The following is a 20,665-nucleotide window of genomic DNA, read 5'->3' as shown; positions in this document are numbered from 1 at the left end:
TAACCGTCTTACCCATCCCCTCGGCCTCCGCCACCGAATCCCTTCCGGTGCGGATGATCCGAAACGTCTTGTGCTGCGTATGACGTGCAACAGGGCGAGGGGAACGGCTGTTGTCCCAACCGTCGGCAATCCGAGGCGAACCGGCCATGGTGAACCGACGGATCATTGGACCTGAGGGGGCCTGTCCCTTCGGACTCCGCAGCACAGGGCACGAGCAGCCTGAAACGCGGCCGCCCAGACGGGAAGGAAGGGACGTATGGCCTACATTGACGATCCCGAGACTCAGCGCGCGAATCTGAGTTTCATCAAGGCTTCCATGCGTGAGCCTCTGCTGACGCGCGATCACGAATTCGATCTCGCCCGCAAATGGCGCGAGGGCGGTGACGAACGGGCCCTTCACGAACTGGTCCGCGCTTACACCCGGCTGGTGGTGGCGACCGCCGCGCGGTTCCGCAACTACGGCCTGCCCATGGGCGACCTCGTTCAGGAGGGCAATGTCGGGCTGATGCAGGCGGCCAGCCGGTTCGAGCCGGACCGCGAGGTGCGTTTTTCCACCTACGCGGCTTGGTGGATCCGCTCGGCCATGCAGGACTACATCCTGCGCAACTGGTCCATTGTCCGCACTGGCACCACCGCCGCTCAGAAGTCGCTGTTCTTCAACCTGCGCCGCCTGCGCGCCCGCATCGAGAGCATCACCCAGGGCAACAGCGGCGGAGGCAACGGCCTGACCAAGGAAGGGCGGGAGTGGATCGCCGGCGAACTCCAGGTCGACGTGACCGAGGTGGAGGCGATGGAGATGCGGCTGTCCGCCTCCGACCAGTCGCTCAACTCCCCGGTCGCCGACGGCTCCGACGAGGACTGGCAGGACTTCCTGGCCGACCAGCGCCCCTCGCCGGAGGAGGTGGTGATCGGCATGCGCGACAGCCGCACCCGCTCCCAATGGCTGGCCGAGGCGCTGGGCGAACTCAGCCCGCGCGAACGCACCATCATCCAGGAACGCCGCCTGCGCGAGGAGGGCGCCACCCTGGAGCAGCTGGGCCGCGAACTGGGGGTGAGCAAGGAGCGGGTGCGCCAGCTCGAACACCGCGCCCTGCTGAAGCTGCGCCAGTCGATGCTGAAGCGGGTGGAAGGGTTCGGGGATCTGCTGGCGGACGCGTGAGAGGGCTGTTGCCCCCTCCCTAACCCTCCCCCGCTTCGCAGGGGAGGGGACTGCCGTCGCTTCGCGATCATCTCCCTCCCCTGCGAGGGGGGGGGGGGCGGGGGGGGGGGCAAGCCCACGCTACGCCTTCTCCTCCTCCCGAACCGCCCCCGCACCATCCCCGCCATCGCCATCCAAGGTTACCCGCCACACTTCCGTCGTGCCTGTGCGGCCACGAAGCGTGCGGTCGCCGACGCAGTCCAGCGGGGCCGCGCCGTCGCCCTGGAAGGCGGTGGCGGCGCTCGACAGGACGATGACCTCCTCGTCCCCCTGAAGGGCGGAGGCCAGCTCCTCGATGCGGGCGGCGACGTTCACGGTGTCGCCGACGATCGTGTAGTTGATGCGGCTCGCCGACCCGATGTTGCCGACCACCACCGGCCCGGAATGCAGGCCGATGCGAACGCGGATCGCCGGCAACCCCTCCGCCGCGCGGCGGCGGTTGCCTTCGCGCACGGCGCGGGTGATGGCGTGGGCGGCGCGCAGCGCGCGGGCGGCATGGTCCGGCTGTTCCTCCGGCGCGCCCCAGAAGGCCATGATGGCGTCGCCGATGAACTTGTCCACGGTGCCGCCCTCCGCCTCGATGCAGTTGGCGAGCAGAGTAAAATGCTCGTTGAGCAGGGCGGCGGTGTCGGCGGCGCCCATATGCTCGGCCATGCGGGAGAAGCCGCGGATGTCGGTGAACATCACCGTCACCTCCCGCTCCTCCGACTGGAAGCTGGTCAGGCCGCCGCGGCGGTGCATCAGCCGCAGCACCAGGGCCTTCGGCACATAGGTCTCGAACCAGCGCAGACCGGCGACCATGGCGTTGAAGGCGCTGTTGGCGCGGGCCAGTTCGCGAAGGCGCGAATCGGGAAGCTCGTCGATCGCGCGGAAGTCGAAGGTCCGGACATGGTCGGCCGCCTCGGCCAGATGGGCCACCTGGGTGCTGATGCGCCGCCCGACGATCAGCGCCACCGCCACCGAGATCAACAGGATGCCCAGCCCGGCGAGGCCGGTGGTGTAGAGGCGGCGCACCTCGGCGCTGGCCTCGTTGGCGCGGAAGCTGATGCCGATGGTCCAGTCCTGCTGGCCGTAGCCGGCCATGCTGCGCATCAGGAACAGGTAATCCTCGTCCAGCACATTGACGAGCCGGCCCTCCACCCGCTTCTTCAGGGCGTCCACCGGTTGGCCGGTCTGCCACAGCGCCGCCAGCGCCGGGTCGGCCACCTGATCGATTCGCGGCAAAGGCGGACCGTCGGTCTTGGTGGAGAAGTCGAACTTCATGCCGGCCAGCGACGGGTGGGCCAGAACGTGCTGCCGGTCGAACAGGACGAAGGCGTTCAGCCCCTGCTCCACATAGAGCGTGGACAGGAAGCGCGACAGGTCGCCCAGCGACACCCCGACGACCACCTGCCCCAGATAGGTGCCGTTGCGCCGCACCGGCTGGAACAGGGTGACGAAGCTGGTCCCCGCCTCCTTCGACCACAGCGGGTCGGCCCAGACCGCGGTGGTGCGGTCGGCGCCGTTGCGCAGCTCCGGCCCCAGCTCCGGCTCGTGGCGCAGGTCCTCCCGCCCGATGTGGAGCTGGTTGCCCAGCCGGTCGGCGCGCAGGCCGGTGCGGTTGGGATGGAAGAAGGCGATGCCCGTCACGTCCGGCGCCCCGGCCAGCGCGCCGCGCAGCGTATCCTGGAGAGAGCGGGAATCGGCCGGGTCCAGCTCCCCCCGCTCCATCAGTCCGGCCACGAAACGGGCCATGTCCCGCGCGGGGTTGAGCTGGTTGCGGATGCGCACCTCCACCCCCGACAAAGCGAGGTCGGCGCGGTCGTTCAGCAGCGCGAAGGTGTTCCGGCTGGCGCTGACGAGGCCGAGCACGAGCACGCTCGCCACCGCCAGCAGCATCAGCGACCCGAAGCCGGCCACCAGCACCGCCGCGATGGGCAGGCGCAGGCGTGGGCGTCCCAGCGCGGGCGGGCGCGTCCGGCGCGGACCACCCTTCTTGCGCACGGCCTCCTTCGGTCCGGAGACGCGCAAGCCGGTTCGCAGAAAACGCCGTTTGGTGGGGTGGTCAGCCATGGCGCGGAGCCTACAGGACGCACGCGTCCATCGGCAATCGGCCATCGCGCCGCGTCCTGTAACGGTCACCCCGCCTTCAACCGGGCGCCATCAACCGAGCGCCGTCAGCCGGTGATGATCTTCACCGGACGTCCGGGCTGGATCGGCGTGCCCGGTGGAAGATCGTTGATGATCCGGAACAACTCTTCCGCGTAAGGCTCCCGCGGCATCTGGCGGATGAAGCTCTCCACGCTGTCGCCGGGGCTGGCGGTCTCCACGCGGATACGCCGGGGCTGGTAGGACGCGGCCTCCTGCCGGGTCAGCCGGCGGAAGCTGACGGCGGTCTGGCGGAAGTCGGCGTCGAAGCGCGACAGCGCGCCGCCGGGGGCCAGGAAGGTGAAGCGGTAGAGCGTGCCGGAGTCGGCGCGGATGGCGACCAGTCGCACGTCCACCGCACCGGCGTCGGTCTTGCCCTGGGTCAGCGCGGTGGCCGCCGGCATGCCGTTGACGGCGAAGGATTGCAGGTCGCGCAACGGCGCCCCCTGCGCCCAGCTGCCGGTCAGATAGGCGGCGGGGTCGCGCACGCCCGGCGCCTTGCCGCCGTCGAACACGATGGCGCCACCGTTCGGCCCCTTGGCGATCACCTGCTGCGCCCCGTTGAGGAGGCTGTAGCCCTGCGGCACGTCGAAGGCGATGCCCAGCTGCGGGTGGGCGAAGGTCCGGCCGCGGACGAAGCCGTTCTCCGGGCTGTCGCCGTAGATCACCCCGTTCATCGCCGCCATGTAGGGATCGACGGGACGCGCCCCGCGGGGAAGTTCGCGGGCGATGGCCGCCGCCTCGTCGACGCGCGACGCGGTCTGCGGGTGGGTGGCGAAGAAGTCGAAGCCGCCTTCTCCCGCACCCTTGCCGGAGCGCAGGCCGGAATATTGGGTGTCGCGGCGCATGGTCTCCAGGAAGGTCGCCATGGCGAAGGGGTCGTAGCCGGCGCGGTGCAGATACTCGATGCCCAGCCGGTCGGCCTCCGACTCCTGGCCGCGGGAGTAGCGGGCGAGCAGGGCGGTGCCGCCGATGTTGGCGATCTGCGCCAGCTCCGGGCTGCCCAGCACAAGGCCGATGCCGGCGGCGAGCAGCCCGGCGATGGTCTGGTTGGTCTGCCGCTCCTGGCCATGGTGGGCGATGACGTGGCCGATCTCGTGCCCCAGCACGCTCGCCACCTCCGCCTCGTCCTTGGCAAGCGCCAGCAGGCCGCGGGTGATGTAGACGTAGCCGCCGGGCAGGGCGAAGGCGTTGACCACGTCACTGTCCAGAACGGTGAAGGTCCAGGGTCCGGAGCGGTCCGTCTGGGCGGCCAGCCGGTCGCCGATGCCGGTGATGTAGGCCTGCAGCCGCTGGTCGGGGTAGGCCCCGCCATACTGGGCGAGGATCTTGGGATGCTCCTGCGCACCGATGGACTCCTCGCTGCCGCCGAGGAGCTGGGCTCTGGCCGGGGCACAGGCCGAGGTGAGCAGCAGGACGGCTAGGCCCGCGGCGGCGATCCGGCGCAGCGGGGACAGGGAAGACGGCTTGCGTTCGGTCGTCGGTTCGGGCGTCATGGGTCGTCATATCGGAAGGGGGCTCACAGAGATCAAACTCCCCGTCCGGCCCGCCTGTTCCACGGCTCCATCCCTTGGCCCGCCATGCCGCGCCGCATTCTCTCGCTGATGCTGTCCGCCCTGCTGCTGATGGCGAACACCGCCGGGCCGGCGGAGCTGCACGTCGTCGCGGTGATCGACGGCGCCACGCTGCTGCTGGAGGACGGTCGCAGCCTGCGTCTGGCCGGCATCGAGCCCGCCGCACCGCCCATGGGAGCCGAGCCGGGCGCCCCCTGGCCGTTGGCCGAGGCGGCGCGGCAGGCGCTGGCGGAGCTGGCCGTCGGGCAACGTCTGAGCGTGCGGGGGGAGGCGCGGACTGACCGGCACGGGCGCCTGCTGGCCCAGGTGGTGCGCGGCGACGGTCTGTGGCTCCAGGGCGAGCTGCTGGCGCGCGGCCTCGCCCGCGTGCACACCCGGCCGGACGCCCGCGCCCTGGCCCGCGAGATGCTGGCGGCGGAGGCCGGCGCGCGGGCGGCCGAGCGCGGCATCTGGCGGACTCGCGCCTACGCCGTGCGGCCCGCCGACCCGGACGCGCTGCGCCGGGACCGCGACAGCTTCCAGATCGTCGAGGGGCGGGTGCTGCGGGTGAGCAAGGCGGGCGGCGACGCCTATCTGGATTTCGGCGAGGACTGGCGGACCGACGTCACGGTGCACATCGGGCGGGCCGCGCTGCGCGAGTTCGTGGCCGCCGGCATCGACCCGCTGTCCTACGAGGGGCGGGTTGTCCGGGTGCGCGGCTGGGTGGGCCTGCGCGCCGGTCCGCTGATCGAGGCGACCCATCCCGAGCAGATCGAGCGGCTGGACGGAGCCGGCCCGCCCGTCCGCACCGCAGGGCATGACACGGCCCCGTCGCCGGATGCGGTTGATGAGGAGGATGAGGAGTGAGCCGATGGCGGAGGCCGGACCGGCGCCCTACACTCGCTTGAGGATCGGCATCGGGAATGATTGGGCCGGATTCCTTGGATCGGCTACTCTGTGGGCCGGACGACCCGGCCCGGACTGACAGGACCTCTTCATGCCCCGCAGCGAGCTTTTCCCGCCCATCGACCCCTACCAGACCGGCTTCCTGCCCGTGGACGAGATCCACACGCTCTATTGGGAGCAGTCGGGAAACCCGCGCGGCGTGCCGGTGCTGTTCCTGCACGGGGGGCCGGGGGCGGGCGCCTCGCCGACGCACCGGCGTTTCTTCGATCCCGGCCATTACCGCATCGTCGTGATGGACCAGCGCGGGGCGGGCCGCTCCACCCCGCTGGGCGAGGTGCGCCGCAACACGACCGAGCTGCTGGTGGAGGACGCCGAACGGCTGCGCCGTCATCTGGGGATCGAGCGCTGGCTGCTGTTCGGCGGAAGCTGGGGATCGACGCTGGCGCTGGCCTACGGGCAGACCCATCCGGAACGCTGCCTGGGGCTGATCCTGCGCGGCATCTTCCTGATGCGGAAGACGGAGATCGACTGGTTCCTCTACTCCATGCGCACGATCTTCCCGGAGGCCTGGGCCACCTTCGCCGGCCACATCCCGCCGGAGGAGCGCGGCGACCTGCTGGAGGCCTACTGGCGGCGGCTCAACGCGCCGGATGCGGCGACCCGCATGGCGGCGGCGCGGGTGTGGAGCCTGTATGAGGGGTCCTGCTCCTCGCTGCTGCCCTCGCCGGAGCTGATCGCGACGAGCGCGGAGGACACCCACGCTCTGGGTCTCGCCCGCATCGAGGCGCATTACTTCCGCTCCAACCGCTTCACCCCGGAGGACAGGCTGCTGCGTGACGTGCACCGCATCCGGCACCTGCCGGGGGCGATCGTCCAGGGCCGCTACGACATCGTCTGCCCCATCACCAGCGCCGACGACCTGCGCCGCGCCTGGCCGGAGGCCGATTACCGCGTGGTGCCCGACGCCGGCCATTCCGCCATGGAACCGGGCATCCGCGCCGCCCTGGTCCAGGCGACGGAGCGGTTCAAGGAGTACCGGTAGGGAATACCGGCAGGGGAGGGGACGCGCCGGCCCCTCTCATACCTCTCCCGCATTCGCTCCCCCTTGCGTTGCGGCGTGGCCGCGCGTATAACCCTGCGCTCCAACGGGCGGCGAGGCCGGGTCCGAGACCCAGGGCATGCCCAACCGTCAGTCGGGAACATCCAACGCAAGGATTGAAAATGCCCAAGCTGAAGACGAAGAGCGGCGCCAAGAAGCGCTTCAAGGTGACCGCGTCCGGTAAGGTGCGCGCCCAGGCGGCCTTCAAGCGCCACTGCCTGGAGCAGAAGAGCCCGAATATGAAGCGCAATGCGCGCGGCATGATGACCCTGGCCGAGCCGGACCAGAAGATCGTGCTGAAGAACTGGCTGCGCAACGCTTGATATCGTAAGGGAATCTGAACCATGGCTCGTGTTAAGCGCGGCGTCACCACGCACGCCCGTCACCGCAAGATCCTGAAGCTCGCCAAGGGCTACCGGGGTCGCAATTCCAAGAACTTCCGCATCGCGATCGAGAAGGTCGAAAAGGCCCTTCAATACGCGTATCGCGACCGCCGCAACAAGAAGCGCGATTTCCGCGGCCTGTGGATCCAGCGCATCAACGCCGGTGTCCGCCAGTACGGCCTGACCTACTCGCGCTTCATCAACGGCATCAAGCTGGCCGGCATCGAGATCGACCGCAAGGTCCTGTCGGATCTGGCCGCCCGTGAGCCGGAGGCCTTCAAGGCCATCGTCGATCAGGCCCAGGCCGCTCTCGCCTCCAAGGCCGCCGCCTAAAGGGTTCGCCGCGCAAGCGGAAACCCCGGTCCGGCGCCGGACACGAAAGAAGGGAGCCGTGCCTCTGGGCCGGCTCCCTTTTTCTTTACGCTCGCACTTCCTTATGGCTCGCGGGAAATGACATGCTCGATGCGCTGAAAGACGAACTCCTGTCGCAGGTCAACGCCGCTGGCGACCTCGCGGCCCTCGAAGAGGTGCGGGTCACCGCGCTCGGCAAGAAGGGGCGCATCACCGGCTTCATGAAGGAGCTGGGCGGGCTGTCGCCCGACGAACGGCGCGAGCGCGGCCAGCAGCTCAACGCGCTGAAGGACGAGATCGCCGCGGCCATCGACGGCCGCAAGGCCGACCTCGCCCGCGCCCATCTGGAGGCCCGCCTCCAGGCCGAGCGCATCGACGTCACCCTGCCGGTCCGTCCGCAGACCGAGGGGCGCATCCACCCGATCAGCCAGACCATCGACGAGATGGTGGCGATCTTCGCCGAGATGGGCTTCAGCGTCGCCGAGGGGCCGGACGTCGAGGACGACTTCCACAACTTCACCGCCCTGAACTTCCCGCCGGGCCACCCCGCCCGCGACATGCACGACACCTTCTATCTGCCGGATGCCCCCTCTGAAAACGGGGCCGACAAGAAGATGCTGCTGCGCACCCACACCAGCCCGGTGCAGGTCCGCACCATGCTGAACAAGAAGCCGCCGATCCGCATCATCGCGCCGGGCCGCACCTACCGGTCCGACTACGACATGACCCACACCCCGATGTTCCACCAGATCGAGGGGCTGGTCATCGACGAGGCGACCCACATGGGCCACCTCAAGGGCTGCCTGATCGAGTTCTGCCGCGCTTTCTTCGACGTGGACGACCTGCCACTGCGCTTCCGCCCCAGCTTCTTCCCCTTCACCGAGCCGTCGGCGGAGGTGGACATCGGCTGCTCCCGCAAGGGCGGCGAGCTGAAGCTCGGCAACTACGGCGACTGGCTGGAGATCCTGGGCTGCGGCATGGTGCACCCCAACGTGCTGGAAGCCTGCGGCATCGACAGCACCAAGTACCAGGGCTTCGCCTTCGGCATGGGGATCGAGCGCGTGGCGATGCTGAAATACGGCATCCCCGACCTGCGCACCTTCTTCGAAGCCGACCTCCGCTGGCTGAAGCATTACGGCTTCGTGCCGCTCGACGTTCCCAGCATGGCCCAGGGCCTGACGCGCTAAAGGAGCCGGACCCATGAAGTTCACGCTGTCCTGGCTGAAGGACCATCTGGAGACCGACGCCACGCTCGACCAGATCGTGGAAAAGCTGACCGCCCTCGGCCTGGAGGTCGAAGGGGTGGAGGACCGCTCCAAGGAGCTGAAGCCCTTCCGCGTCGCCCACGTCGTCTCCGCCGAGAAGCACCCGGACGCCGACAAGCTGCGCGTCCTGGTCGTCGACACCGGCACCGAGAAGCTGCAGGTCGTCTGCGGCGCGCCCAACGCCCGGGCCGGGCTGAAGGGCGTCTTCGCGCCGGAGGGGGCCTACATCCCCGGCTCCGACATCACGCTGAAGAAGGGCGTCATCCGCGGCGTCGAGTCGAACGGCATGATGTGCTCCGAGCGCGAGCTGATGCTGTCGGAAGAACACAACGGCATCATCGAGCTGCCGGACGACGCGCCGGTCGGCGCCGCCTACGCCGACTATGCCGGCCTGGGCGACCCGGTCATCGACATCAGCCTGACGCCCGACCGCGCCGACTGCGCCGGGGTGCGCGGCATCGCCCGCGACCTCGCCGCCGCCGGTCTGGGCCGGCTGAAGCCGCTGGCGGCGGAGCCGGTCAAGGGCGCCTTCGCCAGCCCGTTCGGCGTGACCATCGAGGCGCCGGACGCCTGCCCGATGTATGTCGGCCGCTATTTCCGCGGCGTGAAGAACGGCCCGTCGCCGAAGTGGCTGCACGACAAGCTGGTCGCCATCGGCCTGCGCCCGATCTCCGCGCTGGTCGACATCACCAACTTCATCACCTTCGACCTGTCGCGCCCGCTGCACGCCTTCGACGCCGACAAGGTCAAGGGCGGGATCGTCGTCCGCCTGGCCCGTGAAGGCGAGACGCTGGCGGCGCTGAACGGCAAGGAATACCCGCTCGACCCGGGCATGACGGTCATCGCCGATCATGAGCGGGCCGAGGCGCTGGGCGGCATCATCGGCGGCGAGGCGTCGGGCTGCACCGAGACGACGGTCAACGTCTTCCTGGAGGCGGCGATCTTCGACACCGTGCGCACGGCGCAGACGGGGCGCAAGCTGGGCATCGAGTCGGACGCCCGCTACCGGCTGGAGCGCGGCGTCGATCCGGCGGCGGTGGTGTCGGGGATGGAACGGGCCACCCGCCTGATCCTGGAGATCTGCGGCGGCGAGGCCTCCGACCTCGTGATCGCCGGCGAGGAGCCGCAGTGGCGCCGCACCCTGACGCTGCGTCCGGGCCGGGTCGCCGCGCTGGGCGGTGTCGAGGTGCCGCGCGACGAGCAGACCCGCATCCTGATCGACCTTGGCTGCGAGATCGTCGGCGAGGATGTGGACGGCACCCTGCGCGTCGTCCCCCCCTCCTGGCGCGCCGACATCCATGGCGAGGCCGATCTGGTGGAGGAGGTGCTGCGCATCCACGGCTTCGACGCCATCCCGGCGACGCCGCTGCCGCGCGACAGCGTGCTGACCCGTCCGGCCCTGACCACCAAACAGCGCCGCGTCGGGCTGACCAAGCGCACGCTGGCCGTCCGCGGCCTGTCCGAAGCCGTCACCTGGTCCTTCATGGCCGGTCCGGTGGCCGAACTGTTCGGCGGCGTCGGCGAGGGGCTGACGCTGGTCAACCCGATCAGCGCCGACCTCGACGTGATGCGCCCGTCGATCCTTGGCAACCTGATCCAGGCCGCCGGGCGCAACGCCGACCGCGGCTACGCCGACGTCGGCCTGTTCGAGGTCGGCCCGGCCTTCCGCAAGCCGTCGCCGGACGGGCAGGACATCGTGGCCGCCGGCATCCGCGCCGGCAACGCGGTGCCGCGCCACTGGGCGGAGAAGGCCCGCGGCGTCGATGCCTTTGATGCCAAGGCCGACGCGATGGCCGTGCTGGAGGCCGCCGGCGCGCCGGTGACCAACCTGCAGGTCACCACCGACGCGCCGGGCTGGTACCATCCGGGCCGCTCGGGCGTGCTGCGCCTCGGCCCGACGGTGATGGCCCGCTTCGGCGAGATCCACCCGACCGTGCTGGGCACGCTGGGCGTCAAGGGTCCGGTGGTCGGCTTCGAGGTGTTCCTGGACGCCATTCCGCTGCCCAAAAAGAAGGGCGGCACGGCGCGTCCGCTGGTCCAGCTCTCGCCCTTCCAGCCGCTGGAGCGCGACTTCGCCTTCGTCGTCGGCAAGGACGTGGAGGCCGACAAGCTGATCCGCGCCGCCAAGGGTGCCGACAAGGCGCTGGTCAAGGACGTGACCGTCTTCGACGTCTACCAGGGCACCAACCTGGAGGAGGGCAAGAAATCCGTCGCGCTCTCTGTCACGCTCCAGCCGACCGAGCGCACCCTGACCGAGTCGGAGATCGAGGCCGTCGGCCAGAAGATCGTCGCCGCGGTCGCCAAGGCCACGGGCGGCAGCCTGCGCAGCTGACATCGACGTTCCTGACACGGGCGCATCCAAAGGCTGCGGATCCCGGAAAGGGTTCAATTTCGTAAGACAAAGTTTGGGCCCCCGCCGCAAGGCGGGGGCTCATTGTTTTTCCATGTCCGGATGGAACGGCTCCCAATCCGGACAGTTCAAAGGATTGTTCCGGAAGCGACACGTCTGGATTCGCGGAACATGCCGCGGTCCGTTGTTTGAAGCACGTTTCGGTGCGGCATCCGGACGTGCCTCATATGCGCTTTTTCAGAGTTGAATGGAATTGGTCCATCAGATAAAGCGAATGAACGTAAATTTTCAAATCATGCGTTCGTATTGTCTCGATGCTGCGCAACGCTGCCTATAAATTTCAGGAATGGAATGTTTTCTTTCCACGATACATGGCGGGTGTTTCAGAAAATTCGTCTGGCTGATATTTCTATTTTTTTAATATTTTTCATTCTTTTTTGAAGCGGCCATGTGGAAAACGGCGCGGGGTGCCCTGGCTCCGCCGCCCTCAGAGCTGGTGAAGAATCCGATGCTGAGCTTAACGAACGACCACGCCAGAACCGCCTCCGTCCTCGCCATGACCGGGGATGCCGGCAATGGTTCGGTGGACGGCGGCGGTGCCTTCCGCCGTGAAGACGGAGATGGAGGAGCGCCGGCCGAAGCCAGCCGGCTGGTCATCGTCGTGGACGACGACCGGTCGATCGTGGAAGGGTTGGCGCTGCTTCTCGAAGCCTGGGGGTATGACGTGCTGACCGCCCTGTCGCTGAACGAACTGGCGCAGCGGCTGCCCCAGGCGCCCGGCCGTCCGGGACTGGTCCTGGCGGATCACTTCCTGCCGGCGGGGGGCACGGGCGCCCAGGCGGTGGAGATGGTGCGCGCCCATGTCGGCGCCCCGGTGCCCGCCCTGATCCTGACCGGCGACACGATGCCGGAGCGTCAGGCCGAAGCCGCCGCCCTGGGCTGCCGGCTGCTGCACAAGCCGGTGCAGATCGGTCCGCTGAAGGACATGGTGGACACGCTGATGAGCGGCGCCGGCTGATCCCGCCGCCTCTTTCTCCGAAGGGTGTCACCCCCGGCGCAGGCTGCCGGACACCGCCAGGAAGGCGTCGACCACCACCGGATCGAACCGGCTGCCGGACAGGCGCCGGATCTCGGCCACCGCCACGTCATGGTCCAGCGCCTTGCGGTAGGGCCGGTCGCGGGTCATGGCGTCGAAGCTGTCGGCCACCGCGACGATGCGGGCGCTCAGCGGGATGGCGTTGCCCTGCAGGTGGTCGGGATAGCCGGTGCCGTCCCAATTCTCATGATGCGACCGGGCGATCTCCGCCCCCAGATGCAGATGCGTCCGTCCCTCGGACCGCTGACTCGCGCGGTCCAGCAAATCCCAGCCCGTGGTCGTGTGGGCCTGCATGACGGCCCGCTCCTCCGGGGTCAGCGGCCCGGTCTTGCCGAGGATGGCGGGGTCCAGTGTGGCGTTGCCGACGTCGTGGAGGATGGCGGCCAGACCGACCGACTCCAGGAACACCGTGTCGAGAACGGAGGGATGGCGCCCCTCTTCGGCCAGCCGGCGGGCGATGCGGTCGGTCACCATGGCGATGCGCGGGCCGGTTTCGGCCTCCGCGCTGGGATGACCGGCGCGCTCCGCCAGATCGGCCATGGCGATAACCGTATGCTCCTGGCTGCGCCGCAGCTGTTCGTACAGGTGCAGGTTGTCGAAACCGACCGAGATCTTGCGGCAGAACACCTCGATCAGGTTGCGGTCGAGGTCCGACAGGGGCCGGTCGGAACTCAGATAGACCACGTTCTCGCGGTCGTTCGGCGTGCGGATGTAAAGCGTGCAATGGTCGGCGGCGTAGCGGTTGCTGCGCGACTCCAGGCAGCGCTTCACCTCCGCCAGAACGGCGGGCTCGACATGGTTGGCCGCTGGCTCGTCGATCAGCGTCTCGAACCGGCCGGACCCGGCCAGGACGTACAGGCCGTCCGCCGCGCCGCTGATGACCGGACCGCGCTGCACGCACAGGATGGCGTCCGGCCCGACGCCGAGGATGCCGGACAGCTGCGTCAGCACGCCGGCGGCGAACAGCTTCATCGAGCGCGCCTGGAACAGCGACGATGACGCCTCGATGATCTTCTCCAGCCCGCGCCGGTTCATCTCGATCGCCATGATGTCCTCGTAGGAGCGCAGGGCGGCGACCGTGGTGGTGAACAGCTGCTGGGCGGTGAGCTGCGTCTTGGCCTTGTAGTCGTTGATGTCGTAGTCGAGGATCACCGCGCGCTCCGGCGCCTGGCCGGGCTGGCCGGTGCGCAGGATGATGCGGACGTGGCGGTTCTTCAGCTCCTCCCGGATGTGGTGGACGAGCTGCAGCCCGGCGTCGTCGGTCTCCATCACCACGTCCAGCAGAATGATGGCGATGTCCTCCTCCCGCTCCAGGATCGTCCGTGCCTCCGCGGCGGAATAGGCGGAGATGAACTGGGCGGAGCGGCCCTTGTAGGCGAAATCGGCCAGGACGAGCTTGGTGATGGAGTGCACCTCCGGCTCGTCGTCCACGATCATCATCTTCCACCGGTTTCCGGTGGCCGGCGACCCGGTTTCACCGTTTCCGTCGCCGTCCTGGTCGTCCAGAAAGAGGAACTCGTCGTCGGAGTCGGTCATGGGCAAAGCCTGGGGCGGAGCGGGCAGGGGGTAAGAAAGATTAACACGGCACGGCGGTGCCCGCCTACCGCCACGATCGATGCATTTTTGACGAAAAAGCTCAATAATTTGCATTGAGCGCGGGGACTGTTCCGCTTGGTGGAAAGCGGCGCGAGGATCAGAAGGTCTCCAGCTCGATCACCCAGCAGTCCATAGAGCGCTGCGCCAGCGCGCCGCAGACATTGTCCACCTGGGTCCGGGTGAAGGGGCCGACGCCCATCTGGTAGGTGGTGCGGGCGCCGCGGAAGACCGGCCAGACCATCGGCGGCAGGTCGCGGTAGGCCGTTCCTGGGCCGTAGGTGAATTCCTGCCACGCCCGCAGCCCCTCGGCGTGGCTGACATACTCGCCGAGCCGCGCAGCGAACAGCGCCCCCGGCTCGATCGGCGGCATGCCGGGCAGCGGGTAGGGGGCGACCACCCCGATCAGACTTTCCGCCGTGGCAACCGCCCGCGTCCGGCCGGGCATGCCCAGCGTCACCCGCCCGTTCGCGGAGTCGATCAGGCTGACCACGTCGCCCTTGCGCAGGGTGAAGCTGCGCCGCTTCTTGTTGTCGAGGATCTCCGTCGCCTTGATGGCGTCCGCCGCGACCACATAGCCCTGGGCCGGCACCTGGGCGGCGATCTCCCACGCGCTGCGCGGCACCACGGCGGCGCTGCGGTGGATGACCGGCGGCTTGCCGGTCGAGGGGGGCGATCCGCCGGCGTTGGCCCCGCCGGCGGTGGCGCCCATGGCAGCGGTGATCGAGCGCGACACCATCAGCGCCGGGTCCAGCGAGTCGGAGGGCACATAGCCGATGGGCTGGCCGCCGATGGCGACCTCTGTCCAACTGGTGCCGCGCGGTGTGCCCAGCGCGTTCAGCGCCTTGCCGCGCGGCAGGGTCTGGATGATCCGGGCGTCGGCGTTGGGGCCGATGCGCACCTCGATGTCGCGGTTCAGGACCACCTCGCCGGTCAACGGAGCGCCGATGGCGACGGGGCTTTGCGCCAAGGCGGCGTCCGGGGCGAACCACATCGTCGCCGCGGCCAGGATCAGCCGCAGCGCCAGGGCGCGGAAGGCGGTGGTGGAACGCGTGCGCACGGCGGTTTGCCCCCATGGAGGAGGGGCCATTCTGCATCGGTCCGGCCCGCCGGGGCAACCCGGCGCGCGTCCGGGGCGGCGGATGTCACGAAGCGGGACCAAGCGTTAGGCCGGCCGTCAGGCCAGGCGCCCCTCGCCCACCAGATCGTGGATGGCCTCGGCCAACAGGCGGACCGGCTTGGCGGCCATGCCGGGGGCGCGGTGCAGCGCGATGTCGATGTCCGGCAGGTCGGGGAAGCCGTCCGCCGCGGTCAGCCGGCGCAGGCTGGGCGGGATGGTGCATTCCTCCATGGCGGTGACGCCCAGCCCGCCCAGCACGGCGCCGTGCACCGCCACCACGCTCTTGCTGATGAAGGCGACGCGCCAGCCGCGCCCGATGCCCTCCAGCGCCGCGACGGCGAGGTCGCGCACCACGCAGCCCTTGGGGAACAGGGCCAGCGGCAGCGGGTCCTCCCGCTCGATGGGGATGGAATCGACGACGATGGAGCGTGGCGGGGCGACCCAGGCCACCGGCTCCCGCCGCACCAGTTCGCCGCTGCGGCTGTCCGGGTGGCGGGTGACCAAGGCGAGGTCGTAGCGGCCCTTGTCGATCTCCGCCACCAGATCGGGGCTGTTGTCGCAGATCACCTCCACCGGCACGTCGGGGTAGGCGGCGGCGAAGCGGGCGAGCACGCCGGGCAGCAGCATGGTGGCGTAATCGTCCGGCGTGCCGATGCGCACGCTGGCTACCGTGGCGGGCCGGCGCATCAGGGCCAGCGCCTCGTCGTTCAGGGTCAGCATCCGCCGGGCGTAGGTCAGCAGAAGCTCGCCGTCCTGGGTGAGGTGGACGCTCTTGGTGTCGCGCTGGAAGACGCGGGTGCCCACGACCTCCTCCAGCCGGCGGACCTGCTGGCTGACGGCGGCCTGGGTGCGGCCCAGCGTGTCGCCGGCACGGGTGAAGCTGCGCGCGTCGGCGACGGCGACGAAAGCGCGCAGAAGGTCGGTGTCAAGGTTGGCCGGCATGGTCACGCATTCAAGCAGAGGGGGCGCGCGGGTTCAACGCGCGAAAGGACCATCACGATCTGTGATGATCCTCATAAAGCCTATTCGTTTCCAAGATTTTCCACGCGGGCGCAGGGTGCCCTCCAAATCTTGGGAGAACGGAGCGATGGGCGTGTTCGACGCGATGACGACGGTGGTGCTGGAGGCCGGACGGCTGGACCGCGAGGAGGAGCGCCGCCCGATGACGGTGACGGTGGCAGCGCCGTCGCCGTGGCGCTTCCGGCTGCCGCGGATGCCGGCTCTGCCGGTGCTGCTGCTGACGATCCTGGTGGTGTGAGCGCGAATCAGGTGGCGGGCGTGCCGTCGGCGGGCTTGTCCGCCGGGGCCTCGGCGGCCGGCGCCGGCTCGGGAGTGGGCGTCGCAGCCGGCGTCACAGGAGGCGGGGTGAGGCGGATGGGCGCCGGCCCGCCGCTGTCGGGAGTCGAGGCCGCCGGAGCCTCGGCAGGTGCCTCCGCGGCGGGCGGGGCGGGAAGCTCCTTTGCCTCGATCGCCTCGGCGGGCTTGGCGTCCTTTTGGGCGTCGTCCTTGGCCGCTTCCTTCGCCACGTCCTTTAGGACGGGAGCCGGCTCCGGGTCCGTCGAATAGTCGGCGACGATGCGGGCCTGACTGCCGGCGATGACGAGAACCTTCTGCCCGATCTCGATGGGCTTCTCTTCCCGCTGGGTGACCGACAGAAGCTCGCCGTCCGGCTTGCGGACGATGTATTCCCAGCCCGTGGTGTCGCCGGTCACATGCTCGATCGAGGTGCCGATCAGCCCGCCGATGGCCGTGCCGCCGACCGCGCCCAGCGCCGCGTTGATGCCGAAGGTGCCGGACTGGGAGCCCAGCACGCCGCCCGCGGCCCCGCCGGTGACGGCGCCGACGGTGCCGCTGGTGCTGATCTTGACCTGACGGAACCCGATGACGACCGCCCGCTCCACCTTGTTCGCCTGCTGGGTGGCGGTGGCGGCGTAGGTGTTGGGCGAGTAGTTCGGGGTGCAGCCTGCAAGGATGCCGACGACCAGGGCGGCGGGCAGGCCGAACATGACAGTGCGCGTCACGGGACATCATCCGTTTGGAAGCCTGACCGGGTGATAGGCGATTCCGCGTGGCGAGTCATTCGACTTTTTGTGGGCTCCGGGATGCGTGGACAAAAAGAAAGCGGGCCTTTTCGGACCCGCCTTCCGTCATGCCGTCGCGAGGCCGGCGCTTATTCGTCGCCCATCTTGAGGGCGGCGATGAAGGCGCTCTGCGGGATTTCGACCTGGCCGAACTGCCGCATGCGCTTCTTGCCTTCCTTCTGCTTGTCCAGCAGCTTGCGCTTGCGGCTGATGTCGCCGCCGTAGCACTTGGCCGTCACGTCCTTGCGCAGCGCGCCGATGCTCTCGCGGGCGATGATCTTGCCGCCGATGGCCGCCTGCACGGCGATCTTGAAAAGCTGGCGCGGGATCAGCTCCTTCAGCCGCTCGCAGAGCTGGCGGCCGCGGCGCTCCGACTGGGAGCGGTGGACGATCATCGACAGGGCGTCCACCGGCTCGGCGTTCACCAGGATCGACATCTTCACGAGGTCGCCTTCCTCGTAGCTGTCCATCTGGTAGTCGAAGCTGGCATAGCCGCGGCTGATCGACTTCAGCCGGTCGTAGAAGTCGAAGACCACCTCGTTCAGCGGCAGGCGGTAGACCAGCATGGCGCGGGCGCCGGCGTAGGTCAGCTCGATCTGCTGGCCGCGCCGCTCGGTGCAGAGCTGGAGGATGCCGCCCAGATACTCGTCGGGCAGCATGATGGTGGCCTTGATCCACGGCTCGTCGATGCGGTCGATCTTCATCACGTCCGGCATGTCCGCCGGGTTGTGCAGATCCATCACCGTGCCGTCGGTCATGTGGAGCTTGTAGACCACCGACGGCGCGGTGGTGATCAGGTCGAGGTTGAACTCGCGCTCCAGGCGCTCCTGGATGATCTCCAGATGCAGCAGGCCGAGGAAGCCGCAGCGGAAGCCGAAGCCCAGCGCCGCCGACGTCTCGGCCTCGTAATGGAAGCTGGAGTCGTTCAGCTTCAGCTTGCCCAGGCTGTCGCGCAGCCGCTCGAAGTCGGCGGCGTCGACCGGGAACAGGCCGCACCACACCACGGGGATGGAGGGCTTGAAGCCGGCCAGCGGCTCCGCCGCCGGGCGGCGGTCCTCGGTGATGGTGTCGCCGACCTTGGTCAGCGTGATGTCCTTGATGGCGGCGGTGATGAAGCCCATCTCGCCCGGCCCCAGCTCGCCGGTCAGCAGCGCCTTCGGGGTGAAGACGCCGACGCGGTCCACCTCGTGCGCGCTGCCGGCGGCCATGAAGCGGACCTTCTGGTTCACCTTCAGCCGCCCGTCGACCACGCGCACCAGGATGACCACGCCGAGATACGGGTCGTACCAGGAATCGACCAGCAGGGCCTTCAACTCGCCGTCGGCGTTGCCCTTGGGCGCGGGCAGGCGCTGCACCACGGCTTCCAGCACGGCGTCGATGTTCAGGCCGGTCTTGGCCGAGATCTCCACGGCGTCGGTGGCGTCCAGGCCGATCACGTCCTCGATCTGCTGCTTGACGCGGTCGGGCTCCGCCGCGGGCAGGTCGATCTTGTTCAGGACCGGGATGATCTCGTGGTTGTTGTCGATCGCCTGATAGACGTTGGCGAGCGTCTGCGCCTCCACACCCTGCGAGGCGTCCACCACCAGGATCGAGCCCTCGCAGGCGGCGAGGCTGCGGCTGACCTCGTAGGCGAAGTCGACGTGGCCCGGCGTGTCCATCAGGTTCAGCGTGTATTGCTGCCCGTCCTTGGCCTTGTAGAGCAGGCGGACGGTCTGCGCCTTGATGGTGATGCCGCGCTCGCGCTCGATGTCCATGCTGTCGAGCACCTGTTCGCGCATCTCGCGCGAATCGAGGCCGCCGCACTGCTGGATCAGACGGTCGGCAAGGGTCGACTTGCCGTGGTCGATGTGTGCGATGATCGAGAAATTGCGGATGTGCGAAAGGTCAGTCATCGGTGCCCGGAGCCCTGGTTTGGGGCGGAACATAGGGCGGACGGACGATGCGCGCAATGGCGGCGTGGACAGGCCCTATGGAATGGCCCTGTCCCCGTTCCACTCCTTTCGCGGGAAACGCGGGGATCGGCCCCGCGCTCTCCTACGCCACCAGAACCGGCGCCACCGCTCGGTACAGCTCCATGTACTCCTCCGCCGGGCCGTGCCAGCCGAAGTCGCGGGTCATCGCGTGCTGCTGCATGGCGTGCCAGCGCTCGGGCTTGCGGTAGAGGGCGGCGGCGCGGCGCAGCGCCCAGGTCAGTTCCTGGACGGTGGCGTTGACGAACTGGAAGCCGGTGGCGCTGCCGTCGTTCACCGCCGCCGGGTTGGCGTCCACGATGGTGTCGGCGAGGCCCCCGGTGCGGCGGACCAGCGGCAGGGTGCCGTACTTCAGCGCGTACATCTGGGTCAGGCCGCAGGGCTCCGACCGCGAGGGCACCAGGAACAGGTCGGCGCCGGCCTGGATGCGGTGGGACAGCGCCTCGTCGTAGCCGATGCGCACGCCGACCGACTTCGGGAACCAGGTGGCGAGGTGGCGGAAGCCGGCCTCCAGCGCCGGCTCGCCGCTGCCGAGAACAGCGAGCTGGCCGCCCCAGGCGATCCATTGCGACGCCGCCTCCAGCACCAGATCCAGCCCCTTGTGGCCGGTCAGGCGGCTGACCACCGCGGCCAGCGGGGCGTCCGCCCGGCGGTCCAGGCCGAAGGTCGCCTGGAGGTCGGCCTTGCACAGGTCCTTGCCGCCGAGGTCCGCGGCGCCGTAGCGGGCGGCGATGTGCGGGTCGATGGCGGGGTCCCAGATGTCATAGTCCACGCCGTTGAGGATGCCGGTCAGCGCCTCGGCCCGCGTGGCGAGCAGCCCTTCCAGGCCCGAACCGTGCTCCGCCGTCTGGATCTCGTGGGCGTAGGTCGGGCTGACCGTGGTCAGGCGGTCGGAGTAGAAGCAGCCGGCCTTGAGGAAGCCGACCCCGCCGTAATACTCCACCCCGTCGATCCGGAAGGCGGCGGACGGCAGGCCGAGGTCGCTCATCATCCAGGCACCGAACAGGCCCTGATAGGCGATGTTGTGGATCGTCGTCACCGTGCCCGGCCGGAATGGCCCGGTGAAGCGGTCGGGGCGCAGCTCCAGATAGGCCGGGATCAGGCCGGTCTGCCAGTCGTGCCCGTGCAGCACGTCGGGACGCCACCAGGGATCGAGGCCGTCCTCCGCCGCGAAGCCCGCCGCGCACCAGGACAGGGCCGCGAAGCGTTCCGCGTTGTCCGGCCAGTCCTTGCCGTCCGGTCCCAGATAGGGGTTGCCGGGCCGGTCGTAGAGCGCCGGCGCGTCCAGCACATAGGCCAGCACCCCGTCGGGCATCCGTCCGATCCGCAGCGTCGCCGGGGCGCCGCCGGGCAGATCGGTGAGCGGCGTGCCGACCGGCTGCAGGTCGGCAAGCCCGTTCAGCACCGCCGGATAGCCGGGCAGCAGCAGGCGGACCTCGGCTCCGGCGCGGTTCAGGGCGGGGGGCAGGGCGGCGGAAACGTCGGCCAGCCCGCCGGTCTTCACCAGGGGGTAGCATTCCGGCGTGACGAACAGGACGCGCATGGAGGCGGGGTCTTTCGGTTTCTTCTTGGT

The 20,665-nt window shown here is 69.3% G+C and carries 17 protein-coding genes; 9 read left to right on the top strand and 8 right to left on the bottom strand.

Going from position 1 to position 20,665, the window contains the following annotated elements; all coding sequences use genetic code 11:
- Positions 1-256: 256 nt before the first annotated feature.
- Positions 257-1,159 carry an RNA polymerase factor sigma-32 gene (locus ACWPXE_RS25990; RefSeq protein WP_145675807.1) on the top strand — a complete coding sequence of 301 codons (903 nt, stop codon included), beginning with the start codon at positions 257-259 and terminating at the stop codon, positions 1,157-1,159.
- A gap of 120 nt (positions 1,160-1,279) precedes the next feature.
- On the opposite strand, the gene ACWPXE_RS25985 is transcribed toward ACWPXE_RS25990, so the two are convergent.
- Both ACWPXE_RS25985 and ACWPXE_RS25980 read right to left on the bottom strand, forming a co-directional pair.
- On the bottom strand, positions 1,280-3,250 hold the full coding sequence (locus ACWPXE_RS25985; RefSeq protein WP_454020160.1) for an adenylate/guanylate cyclase domain-containing protein: 1,971 nt from the start codon (positions 3,248-3,250) through the stop codon (positions 1,280-1,282).
- Between the two features lie 104 nt (positions 3,251-3,354).
- Positions 3,355-4,821, bottom strand: a complete 1,467-nt coding sequence (locus ACWPXE_RS25980) for a M48 family metalloprotease (protein WP_454020159.1) — start codon at positions 4,819-4,821, stop codon at positions 3,355-3,357.
- A gap of 84 nt (positions 4,822-4,905) precedes the next feature.
- Here ACWPXE_RS25980 and ACWPXE_RS25975 point away from each other — a divergent pair, with 84 nt between their 5' ends.
- The 7 genes from ACWPXE_RS25975 to ACWPXE_RS25945 all read left to right on the top strand — a co-directional run bounded on the left by ACWPXE_RS25975 (position 4,906) and on the right by ACWPXE_RS25945 (position 12,250).
- Positions 4,906-5,745, top strand: a complete 840-nt coding sequence (locus ACWPXE_RS25975) for a thermonuclease family protein (RefSeq protein WP_454020158.1) — start codon at positions 4,906-4,908, stop codon at positions 5,743-5,745.
- Between the two features lie 130 nt (positions 5,746-5,875).
- Positions 5,876-6,826 carry a prolyl aminopeptidase gene (pip, locus tag ACWPXE_RS25970; RefSeq protein ID WP_237904697.1) on the top strand — a complete coding sequence of 317 codons (951 nt, stop codon included), beginning with the start codon at positions 5,876-5,878 and terminating at the stop codon, positions 6,824-6,826.
- A 179-nt stretch (positions 6,827-7,005) separates the two neighbouring features.
- On the top strand, positions 7,006-7,206 hold the full coding sequence (rpmI, locus tag ACWPXE_RS25965) for a 50S ribosomal protein L35 (protein WP_014238730.1): 201 nt from the start codon (positions 7,006-7,008) through the stop codon (positions 7,204-7,206).
- A 21-nt stretch (positions 7,207-7,227) separates the two neighbouring features.
- A complete protein-coding gene (gene rplT, locus ACWPXE_RS25960; RefSeq protein WP_014238729.1) occupies positions 7,228-7,599 on the top strand; it encodes a 50S ribosomal protein L20 in 372 nt (123 codons plus the stop codon).
- 122 nt (positions 7,600-7,721) lie between these two features.
- Positions 7,722-8,804, top strand: coding sequence for a phenylalanine--tRNA ligase subunit alpha (gene pheS, locus ACWPXE_RS25955; protein ID WP_137115274.1), 1,083 nt, complete (start codon positions 7,722-7,724; stop codon positions 8,802-8,804).
- A 13-nt stretch (positions 8,805-8,817) separates the two neighbouring features.
- The gene (pheT, locus tag ACWPXE_RS25950; RefSeq protein WP_454020157.1) at positions 8,818-11,214 is read left to right on the top strand and encodes a phenylalanine--tRNA ligase subunit beta; all 2,397 of its coding nucleotides are present in this window, start codon (positions 8,818-8,820) and stop codon (positions 11,212-11,214) included.
- Positions 11,215-11,740: 526 nt separating this feature from the next.
- Entirely contained in the window at positions 11,741-12,250 is a 510-nt protein-coding gene (locus ACWPXE_RS25945; protein WP_237904699.1) for a response regulator, read from the top strand.
- A 27-nt stretch (positions 12,251-12,277) separates the two neighbouring features.
- Here the strand turns inward: ACWPXE_RS25945 and ACWPXE_RS25940 are convergent, their stop codons facing one another.
- From ACWPXE_RS25940 to ACWPXE_RS25930, 3 genes are all read right to left on the bottom strand, one after another.
- The gene (locus ACWPXE_RS25940) at positions 12,278-13,864 is read right to left on the bottom strand and encodes a DUF3369 domain-containing protein (protein ID WP_237904700.1); all 1,587 of its coding nucleotides are present in this window, start codon (positions 13,862-13,864) and stop codon (positions 12,278-12,280) included.
- A 157-nt stretch (positions 13,865-14,021) separates the two neighbouring features.
- Positions 14,022-14,981, bottom strand: a complete 960-nt coding sequence (locus ACWPXE_RS25935; RefSeq protein ID WP_454020156.1) for an SH3 domain-containing protein — start codon at positions 14,979-14,981, stop codon at positions 14,022-14,024.
- 117 nt (positions 14,982-15,098) lie between these two features.
- Entirely contained in the window at positions 15,099-15,983 is an 885-nt protein-coding gene (locus ACWPXE_RS25930; protein ID WP_454020155.1) for a LysR substrate-binding domain-containing protein, read from the bottom strand.
- A 145-nt stretch (positions 15,984-16,128) separates the two neighbouring features.
- Here ACWPXE_RS25930 and ACWPXE_RS25925 point away from each other — a divergent pair, with 145 nt between their 5' ends.
- A complete protein-coding gene (locus ACWPXE_RS25925; RefSeq protein WP_454020154.1) occupies positions 16,129-16,299 on the top strand; it encodes a hypothetical protein in 171 nt (56 codons plus the stop codon).
- Between the two features lie 7 nt (positions 16,300-16,306).
- On the opposite strand, the gene ACWPXE_RS25920 is transcribed toward ACWPXE_RS25925, so the two are convergent.
- The 3 genes from ACWPXE_RS25920 to glgA form a co-directional block, all read right to left on the bottom strand.
- Positions 16,307-17,062, bottom strand: coding sequence for a hypothetical protein (locus ACWPXE_RS25920; RefSeq protein WP_454020153.1), 756 nt, complete (start codon positions 17,060-17,062; stop codon positions 16,307-16,309).
- A gap of 149 nt (positions 17,063-17,211) precedes the next feature.
- On the bottom strand, positions 17,212-19,014 hold the full coding sequence (gene lepA, locus ACWPXE_RS25915) for a translation elongation factor 4 (RefSeq protein ID WP_145675786.1): 1,803 nt from the start codon (positions 19,012-19,014) through the stop codon (positions 17,212-17,214).
- A gap of 142 nt (positions 19,015-19,156) precedes the next feature.
- Positions 19,157-20,635, bottom strand: a complete 1,479-nt coding sequence (glgA, locus tag ACWPXE_RS25910) for a glycogen synthase GlgA (protein ID WP_454020534.1) — start codon at positions 20,633-20,635, stop codon at positions 19,157-19,159.
- Positions 20,636-20,665 lie beyond the last annotated feature (30 nt).

The sequence above is a fragment of the Azospirillum sp. Marseille-Q6669 genome (assembly GCF_965111635.1).
Note: the sequence above shows the minus strand (reverse complement) of the source record. Positions and strands in the feature narration are given on the sequence as shown.